This is a genomic window from Salinicola sp. JS01 (assembly GCF_030284585.1).
Lineage (GTDB): Bacteria > Pseudomonadota > Gammaproteobacteria > Pseudomonadales > Halomonadaceae > Salinicola.
In genome coordinates, this window is the sequence record NZ_CP127244.1 from 4,140,236 (window position 1) to 4,154,540 (window position 14,305).

Below are 14,305 nucleotides of genomic sequence, written 5' to 3' on the forward strand. Positions count from 1 at the left end.
GTGCGCAATCCGGACCTGGGCATCCGTGGCGCGCTCAGACGTAGAGCACACCCTCGCCGACGATGATCGCCTCGCCGCCGATCTGGATCGTCTGCTGGCCCGCCTCGGTGCGGGTCACGCGGCCGTGGATATGGCTCGGCCGCCCCATCTCCACCCCCTGGACGACCTGCCAGTCGCGCGTCCGGGTGCCCGACTGGCGGGACAGATAGCCGATCAGCGGTGCGGCGGCGCTGCCGGTGGCGGGGTCTTCGTAGAGACTCGCTTCCCCTGTGAACATCCGCGTGCGCAGCCGCAGCGACGTGTCGCGTACGTAGAGGTAGAGATTGCGCTCGCTGGCAGCGGGCAGGGCGCGGGCGAGCGCGCCACTCTCGACTTGAACGCTGGCCAGTGCATCGAGATCGGCGAGTTCGATCAACTGATAGGGCACGCCACAAGAGGCTCTGACCGGCCGAGTAGCGATCTGCGCCTGGGACAGCCCCACGATCTCCGCTGCCTGCTCGATCGACAGTGAGTCTTCACTGACTTCGAGCGGTTGCGCCGTGCTCAGCCAGGCCTGAGTGCCGGCGAAACGGATTGGCACGTCGCCCACGCCCTCCGCGAGGATCAGAGGCGTGTCCGCGTCGTGCCAGCCCAGCGCCCGCGCCAGCCAGGCGGTACCCACGCTGGGATGCCCGGCGAAGGGCAGCTCGCCGCTGGGGGTGAAGATGCGCAAGGCGATACGACCGGGCTCGCGTGCGGTGATGAACACGCTCTCGGAGAGGTTCAGCTCCTTGGCCAACTGCGCCATCTGCGTGTCTGTCAGCGCGGCGGCATCAGCAAACACGGCCAGCGGATTGCCCGCGAAGGGCGTGGCGGTGAAGACATCCAGCAGCACGTAGCGATAGCCACGGCGTCCACGAGCTTGGCTAGCCTGCAACAGAGAACGTTTCTCTGGCGTGCTATCGGTCGATAGTGTGTGCTCACTCATCGCTTCATTCTCCGGCTGGCTGGGCTATCTCCGTGGTCGACTCAGCGCCAGAACGGACGATGAGTCTCCCGGTATACCTGACTAGGCAACAGACCGATATCCTGCAACTGGTGCGCATCGAGCTCGGCCAACTGGCGGCGGGTGCGCCGACGCTGCCAGACGTTGGGCGAGTCACGCCGCAGCGAGCGCTGGCGTTGGTGTATATCACCCCACAGGATACCGTCCACGGTATTCAGCGTGGTGACGAACAGGTGCAAGGGCATGAAGCGCATGGCGGAGGCTCCCGGATTCGATGAGGGAGCGTCCAGCTTAGGCAGCCGCCGGCGTGCCACACAGAGGCAGAAAACGACTATCTCTGGCACACAGATAGGCGCTTTTGCGCTCTGTATGCCCGCTTTGTGCGCGATCTGTCACGTGAAGTGCCAAACGCGAGCATACACAATGACGGACGTGACACATCATGCGAGGCGGGGAGGGGAACATGCACCGTTATGAGCGCCTGGCCGATCATTTGCGCGAGCGTATCCAGGCCGGCTTCTATCAGGTCCACGAGCGCCTGCCCTCGGTGCGTGCGCTGGCGCAGGCGCACGGGGTCAGTCTCTCCACCGTGCAGCACGCCTATCATCAGCTGGAAGACGCTCAACTGATCGAGGCGCGGCCCAAGTCGGGCTACTTCGTCTCGCCGCGGCGTGAGCGCCTGCCCGCGCCGCCGGTCGCGCGTACCGCCCAGCGCCCGGTGGAGGTGTCCCAGTGGGAGCATGTGCGCGAGGGCACCTGTGTACTGCCGGACGCCAGCATGCACAACCTGGGCCGCGGCATGCCGGATATCGATGCGCCGACGCTCAAGCCGCTGCTGCGTGCGCTGGCCCGGGTCAGCCGGCGCCAGGATCTGATCGGGCTCAACTACGACACCCTGCACGGGCGCCCCGAGCTGCGCGAGCAGATCGCCCGGCTAGCGGTGGGCCAGGGCTGCCGGCTGCATCCCGATGACATCGTGGTCACCACCGGCTGCCACGAGGCAATCTCGATCGCCATGCGCGCAGTGTGCGAGCCCGGCGGCATCATCGCGGTGGACTCCCCCAGCTTCTACGGCGCGCTGCAGTCGATCCGCGCCTACGGCATGAAGGCGATGGAGATCCCCACCGACCCCGAGACCGGCATCAGCCTGGAGGCGCTGGAGCTGGCCCTGGAGCAGTGGCCGATCCGCGCCATCCAGCTCACCCCGACCTGCAACAACCCGCTCGGCTATACCCTCTCGGAGGCGCGCAAGCGCTCGCTCTACGCGCTGGCCCGGCGCTTCGACGTGGCGATCATCGAAGACGACGTCTATGGCGATCTCAGCTACGGCTTTCCGCGCCCGCCGACGATCAAGTCGTTCGACGAGGATGGCCGGGTGCTGCTGTGCAGCTCGTTCTCCAAGACCCTGGCGCCGGGGCTGCGCATCGGTTGGATCGCCCCGGGCCGCTATCACGAGCGCGCCCTGCACATGAAGTACGTCGGCACCGGCTCCACCGCGACCCAGGGGCAGATGGCGGTGGCCGAGTTCATCCGCGAGGGGCACCACGAGCCGCACCTGCGGCGGATGCGGGCCCAGTATCAGGGCAACCGCGACCGCATGCTCGATGTGATCGCCCGCGCCTTCCCCGTCTCGACCCGGGTCAGCTATCCGGCTGGGGGCTTCATGCTCTGGCTCGAGTGCGCTGAGGGCATCGACAGCGTCGCGCTCAATCAGCGCCTGATGGCAGAGGGCATCCGCATCGCCCCCGGGGTGGTGTTCTCCGCCACCGGCAAGTACCGCCACTGTCTGCGCTTGAACCACGCCGTGTTCGATGACGATATTGCCCTTGCGGTGAGGCGCGTGGGGCAGCGTGTGACGGAGCTGCTGATCCAGGGGGCTGGCGTCGCGCGGCCGGAGACGGCTTGATCCACCGCCCTCGATCAGGCCGCTTGGTTGCCGCGCCCGATCTTGGCGCTCAGTCGATCAGGCGAGTCACTTCGGCGGCGATCGCCTCGCCCAGCAGACGCTGCTGATCGGGTTCGAAGTGTACCCCGTCGACTTCACTGACCTGGATCAGGCTACCGGCGTCGACGAAGCCGACACCTGCCTCCCGCGCCATCTTGCGGTAGCGGCTCGCCAGCTGGCGCGACTTGCGCTCGCCGCCGGCGAAGATACCGGCCAGTGGGCCGATCTCACGGATCGGCGCCGGCGCGATCAGCAGCACCTTGGGGGCGGCCACGCCGAACTGGGTGCTGACGGCGTCGATCTCCCACAGCAGCCGCTGCATGCTCAGGGCAATATCGTCGGGGGTGACGGAGAAACGCGCCTTGAGATCGTTGGTGCCCAGCATCAGCGTCATCACATCCAGCGGCAGCTGGCTGAGCAGACACGGGCGCAGATAGCGCAGGCCGTTGAGGTGCACCCCTTCGATGGGGTCGTCGTGCAGCGTGGTGCGTGCCGGTAGCCCCTCCTCGATCACCCGCCACTCGCTGCCGAGGGCCGCGGCCATCACTCCGGTCCAGCGCGTCTCGAAGGGATAGCGTGAAAGCGGCCCCAGCGCCCTGACCGGCTCGGTACCGTGGGTGTTGGAGTCGCCGTAGCAGAGCAGGGTACGCGTGGTCATCGTGGATCTCCGGTGTGCGATGGCGTTCAGTATGAACGCGGTGCGCGCACCACGGTACCCTGGGTGTGGCTAACGCGTGCGGAACACCAGCGCCACGCCGCCTAGGATCGCGGCCATGCCGAGGATGGCCAGCGGCGAGAGCGCGTTGCCCAGCAGCAGATAGTCCAGCACTGCGGTGACGATCGGCACCAGATAGAACAGGCTGGTGACGTTGACCAGGTTGCCCTGCCGGATCATGCGATAGAGCAGCAGCTGTGCCAGTACCGAAATCACCAGTCCTAACCACACCACGGCGACGATCAACCCAGGCTGCCAGCTGACACTCACCGGGCGCCACGGCGTCAGCAGCAGGAACAGCACCAGGCTTGCCATGTACTGCAGTGGAAGCACCTGGCTTGGCGGCAGAGCGATCGACTTCTGCCCGATCGCGCCGAGGGTCATGCAGGCCAGGGTGGCCATTGCCAGCAAGATTCCGGATGCGGGAAAGTGCGCGGCCACTAGGCTCTGCAATACCACCAGTGCCAGGCCGCAGAGCGCCAGCAACAGCCCGGCGATGCGCCAGCCGGAGATCCGGCGCTCGGTCAAAAGTAGCGTCAGCAGCGGTTGGATACCCAGCAGGGTTGCCAACAGCCCGGGCGTGATGGCGTGGTCCAGCGTTTCGAAGTAGCACACCGAGTAGCCGCCGATCAGCAGCGTGCCGACGCCGGCGACGCGCAGCCGCTGGCCCCGCGGTGGTAGCCAGGCTTCGCGCTGGGCGGCGAGCAGCAGCAGCACGGCCAGGGCGAGCAGAAAGCGCAGGATCAGCAGCGCCAGCGGCGAACCGTGATCCAGCCCCCAGCGGGTGAAGATCGGGGCGCTGCCCCACAGCAGCACGAACAGGGCCATCGGGGCGGCCTGGCCCCATGAAGAAGAACGGATCATGTAAAGACTCATCTGTCGAAGACGTGACGCCCCGTTGCTGGACGCGATGCGCGTCGACCAGCATGCACAGCGAACGGGGATTGTTGGGCTTGGGATCGCCGGGCGGATCAGCCCAGCGCGACGAGGCGTGGCGGCGCTTGCACGCCAGCGACACTCGCGACAACCGCAGGCGGAGCCACGGTGTCAGCCAAGACGTCGGCCACGACACGTGCGGCAGAGGAGCGGGGGGAGGTGTCGCCGCCAGCACCCGCGGCCCTACCGACAGTTCGGTAAGGCGGGAAGCGTGCGGATGCGGGATGCGTGGCGACATGGGAAACCGTCATTCGAGTGTGAATATCCGTCCATCAGCATAGCGCCGGCGACGGCATCGGAGAAGTCGACTTTTGGCCGATCACTTGCCGATACAGAAGCTGCCGAAGATCTCGCCGAGCAGATCGTCGGCGGTGAATTCGCCGGTGATCTGTATGCTTCATGCTTTTCAGTGATTATCTGTCTATGCCAGGAGCGATGCGAACCTGCGGTTTGATGTGGGCGCGGACCTGTTGATAGATAGGAATGTCTTCCTTAGCTTCCAGCGTGACGGCAAGGCCGTAGGGAATGACTGCATCGAGATGGTCGGTTGCGTCTTTCTTGCAAGTGACACGAAGGCGCAGGGTCTCGCCATCTTCGAAGGCTTGAATCTGTTTTTTGCTTTCCAGCACCTCATGCTGCACGGTGCCGCGCTCGACCTGTCTCCACTCTCCGTCTTGACGTTCTAGACGCAGGATTTGCTTGGACCAGTTTTCGCCTCCTGGTGATACGGTTAGTTTGGCTTCCCGGAGATTGCGGTGATTCGGATTAATCGGTGTCAACCAGGCGAGTGTTACGACTAACCTCCGCCAGATCTTTTGGGAAGAAAAACCGGGAGGGATGGGGAACGCGTACTCATGCACCTCGTTTTCTCGGATTTCTCCGCAGCCTAAAACTGTTGCCCGTTGAGCAGTACAAGTCAGCACACGTTCGATATCTACAGTGCCATAGCCAAGATAGCGCGTGATAACTTGCTTGAACTGACGAGAGTTGCGCGTATCTTTTAACGCTTGTTCGATGTGTTGTTTGCCAGTGTCGTTTTGCTTAGCGCCATGCACCAATAGCGCTTTTATCAGCACCGATATCAACGTCTCGGGAATGTCCTCTCCTTCTTCGGTACGGAGTCGGTCCAACATATCGTACAACTGAACCGCGCCACGAGTTGCCAGTGCCGTCGCGTTACTGGTGCCGCGCCAGAAGGCTTCGTTGCTCAATACGCCTTGCTGTTGGCTGTCGAGTGCCACTTTTTGACCTGGAGCACCGATTGAATGGTCAATGCTGTACAGGGTGGCACTATTCAGCATAGGGGCGTTGTAGAGTTGCCGCCCTCCTGGCATGAAAATATCTGGTTTGATGGAGCGCCGAAAACCGAACCCCAGCCGGGAGGCGGGGCTGAACAAAGCGTGCGAAGGAAACACATCTACACGCTGGCCATATTGCTGATAGGCATCTCCTGAGTCATCGGCATGAGCTGCCCCTACCGTAATGGCATTCATCGCTTCAGCCGGTGAAAGCAGACGTCGAGAAGAGAGGCTTTGAGATATTGCTTTGACGGTGGCTTTTATCTTGTCATTATGAGAAAGAGCAGCGAACTGCTGTTGATTGAATCCGATATTAATCTCGTCGCAGTAGTTGCCCGCGCTAATGCAGAACAGTATGCGGTAGCGATAGGCCAACCAGTCGAGTAACCGCGCCCATGGACTGGGTGCATGAATAAATTCTCGTGCAGGATCACCTATTGAAAGGTTGATCACCTTGACCGTCGGCGCCTGTGGAGGAACCTCCCCTGAGCCTTCGAACATGCGCCTTATAGCTATATGGATGCGGTCTTCAAAGAAGATGTCGTCCGGCATGTGCTCATCGTGCTCTCGGGTCTGATGGTTAGGCTGCATTACCGGGATGCAATACAACTTGCGTCTTAGCGGCTCAGATTCCGGATTGCTGCGATCTCCATGTAGAATCAAGGATGCCATGGCGGTACCATGCTTGCGTTCACCGGGCTGGTAGGAAGCCTCCAGACCAAATGCATCATCCATCAGAAGTCGGTCTTCCAAGGCTCTATGCAATTGGAGTGGTGCACCATCGAGAAGCGCTGCGACAGGAGGAAGGTCGCTTATTCCTTGGGGGTAAATGGCAGGTTCACCTTCGCCGTCCTCTGAAACCGTCAGGCTCTGGCCGGTGGGGCGGAAATACATGATGCCGGCGAATTTGAATAATTCGATGTCGACATCCTTTCCTTCCGCAACCACTTGATCGAGAAGCGACTGGATGGCGTGGGCAGGTAACTCGGCCTTGGCTGCGTGGAACGCGATTTCTGGTATATCCAGAAAGTAGGAAAGCTCCCTGCCTCCAAGACTTTTAAGCAAAGAACGGATAATGTTTTCGTTTTTCCTCCGAATTTCGGAATTTTTTCGGTAGAAAAGTTCTATCTGGAAGGTGATCTTCTCATCAGGGTTGATAGGGTCCAGAAGGTCCTGCCAGAGGTCGATCATTCCGGTTTCGACCAGTGTCTCTTCAATCCCCCAGCGTCGTAGCACATTTAGCTGCTCGAAGATAGCTTTCCATTTAGTTTTGCCGTGGGGCAAGCTTTTATGCGCCTTCCACTGTTCCCAAAGAGAGAGTATTTCCTGCATGCCGGCCATGTTACTCATAGCCAGAAACATTCGGCCGCTCAGTGGCTTGACCGTTCGTTCCAATGCATTATCTATCTTGTAGAAGCCTTCATCTTCGGCTTCCAGATCGTCGATCTCGGTCTCTCCCAGCCACTCTAGACCAGCAGCTTCGACAGCTTGCTTGAAGTCGTCCAGAAGTCCAACGATTTCGATGACCAAAACCATTTCAGGTTCCAACCCAGCCAGTGCTCCGGTCAGGCTGGCCTGGTAGCGTGCGAAATCTTGCTCCAGTTGTTCGATCTGCCTGCCGATACGTACTGTTTGGGCACCATGACTGGGCAAGCTCTGTGTACCCGGCGGAAACCCCTTACCTTTTTCTGGTTGGAGAATTCGCCTTTCAGGAAAGACCAGCAACGGTAAGTACTCAGCAGGCATACTCCCCCCTAGTGTTTTATTTTCCTGGTGGTTCTTTATCGGCAGGTTTCAGTCGTTTATTCCATTGTTCCAACCTGGAATAGACGATGCTTCTAGCGTCATCCACTTTTTTGTCCAGCACCGCCCGTCGAATCACACCCAGGCAGAACTCTTCCACTTCTGAAAAACTTAAGCCCAGTAGTTTTTTTGCGATGGTCTCAGCCATCAGGCCAAAATTGACCTTGCTACGCTGGCCGATCGAGGTGATGAATGCGGTCAACTGTGCACGTGTGGGAAGGGGAAGCTCTAGTCGAACCTGAAAGCGACGCCAGGTGGCCCTATCCAGGAGTTCTGGATGGTTACTGGCGGCAACCACCACCACATAGTCGGGGAGGTCATCGAGTTGCATCAGTAGGGAACTGACGACACGTTTAATTTCTCCCGTCTCGTGGGTATCTCCCCTCTCCTTGCCTAAAGTCTCGAATTCATCGAAGAACAACACGCAGTGCCGTGTCCGGGCATAGTCGAGCAGGGACTTCAAGCGAACAGACGTCTCACCCAGATAGCTGCCAATCAGTGACTCATAGCGCACAACGATCAATGGGACCATCAACTCGAATGCCAGAGCTTCAGCGAGAGATGTTTTGCCATTTCCAGGGGGACCCGCCAAAAGGATACGATGCCTTGGGCTCAAGCCATGAGCATGTAGCAATTCAGCGCGATGCTGTTCTTCGATGACTTCCCGTAACTGCCCGCGAAGATTGTCAGCGAGCTCCAGACTATCCAGGGAGCGTTCTGGTATCGACTCTGTCACCAGATCCTTCCGTGTAAAGCCGCTGGCATGTGTCTGTCGGGCCGTCGAAGCCGGTGATTCGAACAAACGTGCCTGGGAAGAGGACGCAAGCAGTGCTTTTTCCAGGCGATCGGCCAGAATACGGTGACCCTTCCCGCGTTCTTCCTGTACCAAGGCTTCGGCCGATTTTCGGAAGGATGGTTGGTCGCCGCTGCTGGCTGCTTTTACCAGGGCAACCAAGGTGTCAGCTTGCGCCATATATGCTCACCTTGATGGTGTGTTGAAGTCGCATTGTCGCATGTCGGTTGAGCTTCTGTGGCATGGCAGTTGGATCAATGTTGTTCATTTCTAGCTCACGCTGGCCATTACAGCCACTTCAGTGGCTCTATGCACTTGGTTTCGGCGTCGGTGGCGTCGTAGTTTTCGATCAAAGAGCGGACCACGTGGTCCAGCGTCCACATCGCCAGGAGGGTGGAGGCGCGGTCGGCTTCGTACTGGGCATCCTTGGTGAAGCCGCTGGTGCTGACATCCAGTCCGCGATTGTCCTTGTGGCGCCCACCGAGAAAGCCGCAAATCTCCTGGCTGCCCATCTGTCCCTTGCGGTGCTTAACCTCCACGACTATACGCTGGTGCTCAAAGCCAAAGCCAAAGCCGTCCGGCGAGGAGACTATATCCTTGCCGCGGTCGGAGCCGGGCGGTGACGCCTGCGTCTTGTAGCCCATGGCGCGATTCAACCAGCGACCAACTGCTGAATCTCGTCCCAATCGAGTTCACTGACCAAACCCTTGATGTGTAGTTCGATGTCGGCCAGTGGATCGACCACGGACTCTTCACTGCTCTCCTCGACGACAAGCGTTAGCTCGCCCTTGAGTGCCGCTGGAATTTCATCCTTGGCACTGGGTAGAACCTCCAACATGGTCAAGGTGGAACACAGACTGTTCTTGGTGCCGGTACCCAGACTGTCACGGACTAACTCCTGTGACTGCCATTGCATTGGCCGTGCCAGGGGCATGTTCTGCTCAGCCCATTCGGTATGGAACTCCATTGGGCCGCTGATGCTGCCCATTAGGTAAAGTCGACTGACGGGGGAGTAGGTGATGACACCATCACCATCCTGGATTTCTTTGACGAAGCGCCAAACCTGGGAGGCACCGGCGATGATGGTGCCTTGTTTCGTTTGTGGCTCAAGGGGTTGATAAATTTCGACCAGCTTCTGGCGTTTGATACTGGGCTCTGCGTGGGTAGCCAACTGACCCCAGCCGATGGCTGCGACATTACGTTCGCGTAGAGACTGCTGCCATCGCTGCGCACCATCCACATCCTCGCCATATCGAGTGTTCCTCTGAGCCGCTGATAAGACATTCTTAATTTTTATGTCGTAACTCTCGAGTGTACCCGCTCTCAGGCCATGCTGCCGATATTCAACCTCGGCTTTTACTGCTCGCCACTGACCCGATACCGCGTACTACGCCCGCCACCGGGCATCGGCTCCAGGCAACCCTTCTCGACCAGATCCTGCAGATGGCGCGTCGCGGTCGCTTTGCTGACCTTGGCGACCTTCTGGTACTGAGACGCACTGATGCCCGTCTCGAAACCACGCTCGCCGCCCGCCAGCAGGCGCTCGAGTACGCGGGTCTGAGCGTCGGATAGCGCCGTCATCGCGTGTCGTTGCCAGAACCGCTGGCGTTCGAAGGTACGTTCGACCTTGGCGATGGCCTCGCGCATCGCGGCTTCCAGGGTTTCCAGGAACCAAACCAACCATGCGGTGATATCCAGACCACCGCGCTGGGTGGACTCCAATACGGCGTAATAGTCGCTGCGCCGGGCCATGATCGCTTCCGACATGGCGTAGAGCCTTATGCTCTGCGCCTCGGCCTGTGCCAGGGCGCGATCGGTCAGCGCCCGCGTCAGGCGTCCATTGCCATCTTCGAACGGATGCAGCGTAATCAGATAGAGGTGACATAGTCCGGCACGGATCAGGGGATCCAGCGCGTTATCGTCGAGACTGGCATTGAACCACTCGACGAAGCGTGTCAATTCGCCCCCCAGGCGGCTGGCCGGAGGCGCTTCGAAATGCACCCTGGGCCGGTCGATGCGCCCCGAGACCACCTGCATCGGGCCGTCATCATCTCGGCGCAGTTGGCCGGCGGCGACGGGTTGCAACAGCCCCGGCTCTGGAAACAGCAGCGCATGCCAACGCAGCAGCGTATCCAGCGTCAGCGGTATTTCCAGCGCGGTAACGGCTTCGAGCATCAACTCCGCCAGCCCTTCCGAACGGCGCGAGACGGGGTAGGCTGACGCGTCGCTCAACCCTAGGCGCCGTGCCAGCGAGGAGCGCAGCGACTGCACGTTGAGTCTCTCGCCTTCGATGGCGGACGAGTGGACGATATTGGTCAGTAGCGTTTCCAGCGCTTGCTCGGGCTGAGTGTCATCGCCCCTGTGGCTCAATCCCAGCAGCTCGCCTTGACGCAGCGTGGCTCGACGTAGCGCCGGCGCGACGGCTGCTGTCTGCCAATGGAATCTGGGCCACTGCGGTTGTTGCCAGATCCAGGTCGTCGATGAAGGCGCTGAGGACATGGTCATGGTGGCTCGTGGGGGCGATGAGCCAAAAGCGTAGCATATTCGGCTCATTTTATGAGCCGAATAGAGGTTATATTCGGCTCACTCTCTGTTTACTTGCCGATACAGAAGCTGCCGAAGATCTCGCCGAGCAGATCGTCGGCGGTGAATTCGCCGGTGATCTCGTTGAGTGCCTGCTGGGCATCGCGCAGATCCTCGGCGAGCAGCTCGCCGGCGGCGGCGCCCTCCAACTGGGCCGTGCCGCTGGTCAGCGCCTGGCTGGCGCGTTCGAGGGCATCCAGGTGGCGACGGCGGGCGGAGAAGCGCCCCTCGGTGGTGGCATCGAAGCCCATCACCGCCTTGAGATGGGTCTTGAGCTCATCCACCCCCGCGCCGGTATGCGCCGAGAGGCGGATCACCGGCGGCGTGGCATCGAAGTCGGCGGCATCGCCTTCACCGCTCTCGTCGATCTTGTTGCGCACCAGCGTCAGCCGCTCGGGGTGAGGCAGGCGGGCGACGAACTCGGGCCAGATCGCACTCGGGTCGGTCTCGGCGGTGGTGCGGGCGTCGACCAGCAGCAGTACGCGGTCAGCCTTCTCGATCTCGGCCCAGGCGCGGGCGACGCCGATCTGCTCCACCGCGTCGGGGGTGTCACGCAGGCCGGCGGTATCGATCACGTGCAGCGGCATGCCGTCGATATGGATATGCTCGCGCAGCACGTCGCGGGTGGTGCCCTCGATCTCGGTGACGATGGCGCTGTCGCGCTCGGTGAGACGATTGAGCAGGCTCGACTTGCCGGCGTTGGGGCGTCCGGCGATCACCACACTCATGCCTTCGCGCATCAGCGCGCCCTGGTTGGCGCTGGCGCGCACCGCGGCCAGGGTCTCGCGCAGAGCCGCCAGTTTGGCCGCGACCACGCCGTCGGCAAGGAAGTCGATCTCCTCTTCGGGAAAGTCGATGGCCGCTTCGACGTAGAGACGCAGTTCGATCAGCTCGGCGACCAGCTGCGAGACGCGGCTGGAGAACTCGCCCTGCAGTGAGCGCAGGGCGTTCTCCGCGGCGGCCCGGGAGCTGGCATCGATCAGGTCGGCGATCGCTTCGGCCTGGGCCAGGTCGAGCTTGTCGTTGAGGAAGGCGCGCTCTGAGAACTCGCCCGGCCGCGCCAGGCGCGCGCCCAGCGCCACGCAGCGCTCCAGCAGCATGTCCATGAGCACCGGGCCACCGTGGCCCTGGAGCTCGAGCACGTCCTCGCCGGTGAACGAGTGGGGGCCGGGGAAGTAGAGGGCGATGCCCTCGTCGATGATGCCCATCTCGGCGTGGAAGGGGCCGTAGTGGGCGTGACGCGGCTGGGGACGGTGGCCCAGCAGATGTTCCGCCATGACGCCGGCGGCGGGCCCGGAGACTCGCACGATACCCACGCCGCCCCGTCCCGGGGGCGTGGCCAGGGCGGCGATGGTGTCCTGACGATAGAGCGGTGCGTTCATCATGGTCTCCGGTGGCACGGGGTAACGGCGACGCTCGGGGCCGCGCGCGGGTAGTTGTACAGGAAGGCGGGACATAAACGCCAGACCCCCGCCGGGGCGGGGGTCTGGGAGGGTTCGCGGAGGGCGATCAGCTCTTCTTGAGCGCCTTGCCGCCACCGCTGTCGTCCTTGAGGACGCGCTGGGTGATGAACCACTGCTGCAGGATCGAGATCGAGTTGTTGACGATCCAGTAGATGACCAAACCGGCCGGGAACCACAGGAAGAAGAAGGTGAAGACGATCGGCAGCATCTTCATGATCTTCGCCTGCATCGGGTCCGGCGGGGTCGGGTTCAGGAACTGCTGCAGCAGCATGGTGCCGCCCATGATGATCGGCAGGATGAAGTAGGGGTCCTTGGCCGAGAGGTCATGGATCCACAGGATGAAGGGCGCGTGGCGCAGCTCCACCGACTCCATCAGCATCCAGTAGAGCGCGATGAACACCGGCATCTGGATCACCATCGGCAGGCAGCCCCCCAGAGGATTGATCTTCTCCTTCTGGTAGAACTTCATCATCTCCTGCGACATCTTCTGGCGGTCGTTGCCGTACTGCTCCTTGAGCCGCTGCATCTCCGGGCCCATCTTGCGCATGCGCGCCATCGACTTGTAGGCCTTGGCTGCCAGCGGGAAGAGCACGATCTTGACGCAGACGGTGAGCAGGACGATCGACCAGCCCCAGTTGCCGACGATGTCGTGGATATGGTCGAGCAGCCAGAACAGCGGGTTGGCGAGGAACCACAGCCAGCCGAAGTCGACCGTCAGCTCCAGGTGCGGGGCCACTTTTTCCAGCTCCGACTGCACCTTGGGTCCGACGTAGAGGGTCGCGGCGAGTGTCTCTTTCTGGCCCGGCTGGACGGTTTCGTTGGGGCCGGCGAAGGCCGCCACGGTGCGATCGCGATTGTCGACGCTGCCGTAGTAGAGGTTCTGCTGATCCGGGTTGGGCACCCACGCGGAGGTGAAGTAGTGCTGGATCATCGCGACCCAGCCGCCCTTGACGTCGCGGTTTTGGAAGTTGCCCTTGCGGATGTCCTCGAAACTGACCTTGCTGTACTTCTCTTCCGGCGACGAGAAGGCTGCGCCCAGGAAGGAGTGCATGCCGACGCCCTGGCCGCTGGTCGGGTCGGCGCTCTGGTCGCGGGCGAGCTGGCCGATGAAGCGGGCGGTGACCGGCTGCTGGCTTTCGTTGTCGAGCAGGTACTCGACCTTGATCGCGTAGCTGTCGCGGTCGATCACGAAGCGCTTGATGATATCGACGCCGTTGACGCTGCCGTGCAGGTCGACGTTGAGCGTCTTCTCGCCCTCGCCGAGGGTGTAGCTCGACTTGTCAGCGCGGAAATCGATACGCCCGCTGTGCCCCTCGATCTGCAGGCCGGACTTGGCCACGTAGCTGCGCACCTTGTTGTCGCTGAGCAGCACGAAGGGCTTGTCGGAGTCGAGGACCTGGTCATGGCCGAACAGCGCGGCGTAGACGATATCGCCGCCGTTGGGGTTGATGCGCAGATCGAGCACGTCGCTCTGGACCTGGATCAGGTTGCTGCCCTTGGCGGGTTCACTGCCCGCGGGCATGTCGTCCTCGATCGGCTGGGTCTTGCCTTTACCGCTGCTGTCGGGGGCGGAGAGGGCGTTGCTCTCGTTGCCACCATCACTGGCGGCGGAGGCGACTTCCGGTGCCGGGTTGTTCACGACGTTCTGACCGTAGTCCTGATTCCACTGCATGATCAGCAGATAGGCGAGTACGGCCAGCGGAATCACGAAAAGGAGTCGTTTGAAATCCATAGAGGGGTCTGCCCGGTGAGGGAGTGGTTCGGTAGGCGCCGGGCAACGGCGA

12 protein-coding genes are annotated in these 14,305 nt (G+C 61.7%); 1 reads left to right on the forward strand and 11 read right to left on the reverse strand.

Annotated features, from left to right (window positions below; all coding sequences use genetic code 11):
* Positions 1–34: 34 nt before the first annotated feature.
* Both QO259_RS18910 and QO259_RS18915 read right to left on the reverse strand, forming a co-directional pair.
* Positions 35–967, reverse strand: coding sequence for a PhzF family phenazine biosynthesis protein (locus QO259_RS18910; RefSeq protein ID WP_285951177.1), 933 nt, complete (start codon positions 965–967; stop codon positions 35–37).
* A gap of 41 nt (positions 968–1,008) precedes the next feature.
* The gene (locus tag QO259_RS18915; RefSeq protein WP_285951178.1) at positions 1,009–1,239 is read right to left on the reverse strand and encodes a DUF1127 domain-containing protein; all 231 of its coding nucleotides are present in this window, start codon (positions 1,237–1,239) and stop codon (positions 1,009–1,011) included.
* 209 nt (positions 1,240–1,448) lie between these two features.
* Here QO259_RS18915 and QO259_RS18920 point away from each other — a divergent pair, with 209 nt between their 5' ends.
* Complete coding sequence (locus QO259_RS18920) at positions 1,449–2,891, forward strand: aminotransferase-like domain-containing protein (protein ID WP_285951179.1); 1,443 nt, start codon at positions 1,449–1,451, stop codon at positions 2,889–2,891.
* Between the two features lie 49 nt (positions 2,892–2,940).
* On the opposite strand, the gene QO259_RS18925 is transcribed toward QO259_RS18920, so the two are convergent.
* The 9 genes from QO259_RS18925 to yidC all read right to left on the reverse strand — a co-directional run bounded on the left by QO259_RS18925 (position 2,941) and on the right by yidC (position 14,253).
* Positions 2,941–3,588: an SGNH/GDSL hydrolase family protein gene (locus tag QO259_RS18925; RefSeq protein ID WP_285951180.1), complete on the reverse strand. Its 648-nt coding sequence runs from the start codon at positions 3,586–3,588 to the stop codon at positions 2,941–2,943.
* Between the two features lie 69 nt (positions 3,589–3,657).
* Positions 3,658–4,509, reverse strand: coding sequence for a DMT family transporter (locus tag QO259_RS18930; protein WP_285951181.1), 852 nt, complete (start codon positions 4,507–4,509; stop codon positions 3,658–3,660).
* A 485-nt stretch (positions 4,510–4,994) separates the two neighbouring features.
* Positions 4,995–7,625 carry a S8 family peptidase gene (locus QO259_RS18935; RefSeq protein WP_285951182.1) on the reverse strand — a complete coding sequence of 877 codons (2,631 nt, stop codon included), beginning with the start codon at positions 7,623–7,625 and terminating at the stop codon, positions 4,995–4,997.
* A gap of 16 nt (positions 7,626–7,641) precedes the next feature.
* Positions 7,642–8,655 (reverse strand): AAA family ATPase, encoded by a 1,014-nt coding sequence (locus QO259_RS18940; RefSeq protein ID WP_285951183.1) that lies wholly within the window; start codon positions 8,653–8,655, stop codon positions 7,642–7,644.
* Between the two features lie 107 nt (positions 8,656–8,762).
* Positions 8,763–9,119, reverse strand: a complete 357-nt coding sequence (locus QO259_RS18945; protein ID WP_285951184.1) for a restriction endonuclease — start codon at positions 9,117–9,119, stop codon at positions 8,763–8,765.
* 8 nt (positions 9,120–9,127) lie between these two features.
* Complete coding sequence (locus QO259_RS18950) at positions 9,128–9,715, reverse strand: restriction endonuclease (RefSeq protein ID WP_285951185.1); 588 nt, start codon at positions 9,713–9,715, stop codon at positions 9,128–9,130.
* A gap of 116 nt (positions 9,716–9,831) precedes the next feature.
* On the reverse strand, positions 9,832–10,980 hold the full coding sequence (locus QO259_RS18955; protein WP_285951186.1) for a Fic family protein: 1,149 nt from the start codon (positions 10,978–10,980) through the stop codon (positions 9,832–9,834).
* A gap of 89 nt (positions 10,981–11,069) precedes the next feature.
* Positions 11,070–12,440, reverse strand: a complete 1,371-nt coding sequence (mnmE, locus tag QO259_RS18960; RefSeq protein WP_285951187.1) for a tRNA uridine-5-carboxymethylaminomethyl(34) synthesis GTPase MnmE — start codon at positions 12,438–12,440, stop codon at positions 11,070–11,072.
* A 127-nt stretch (positions 12,441–12,567) separates the two neighbouring features.
* Complete coding sequence (gene yidC / locus QO259_RS18965) at positions 12,568–14,253, reverse strand: membrane protein insertase YidC (protein ID WP_207036529.1); 1,686 nt, start codon at positions 14,251–14,253, stop codon at positions 12,568–12,570.
* Between the last annotated feature and the right edge of the window lie 52 nt (positions 14,254–14,305).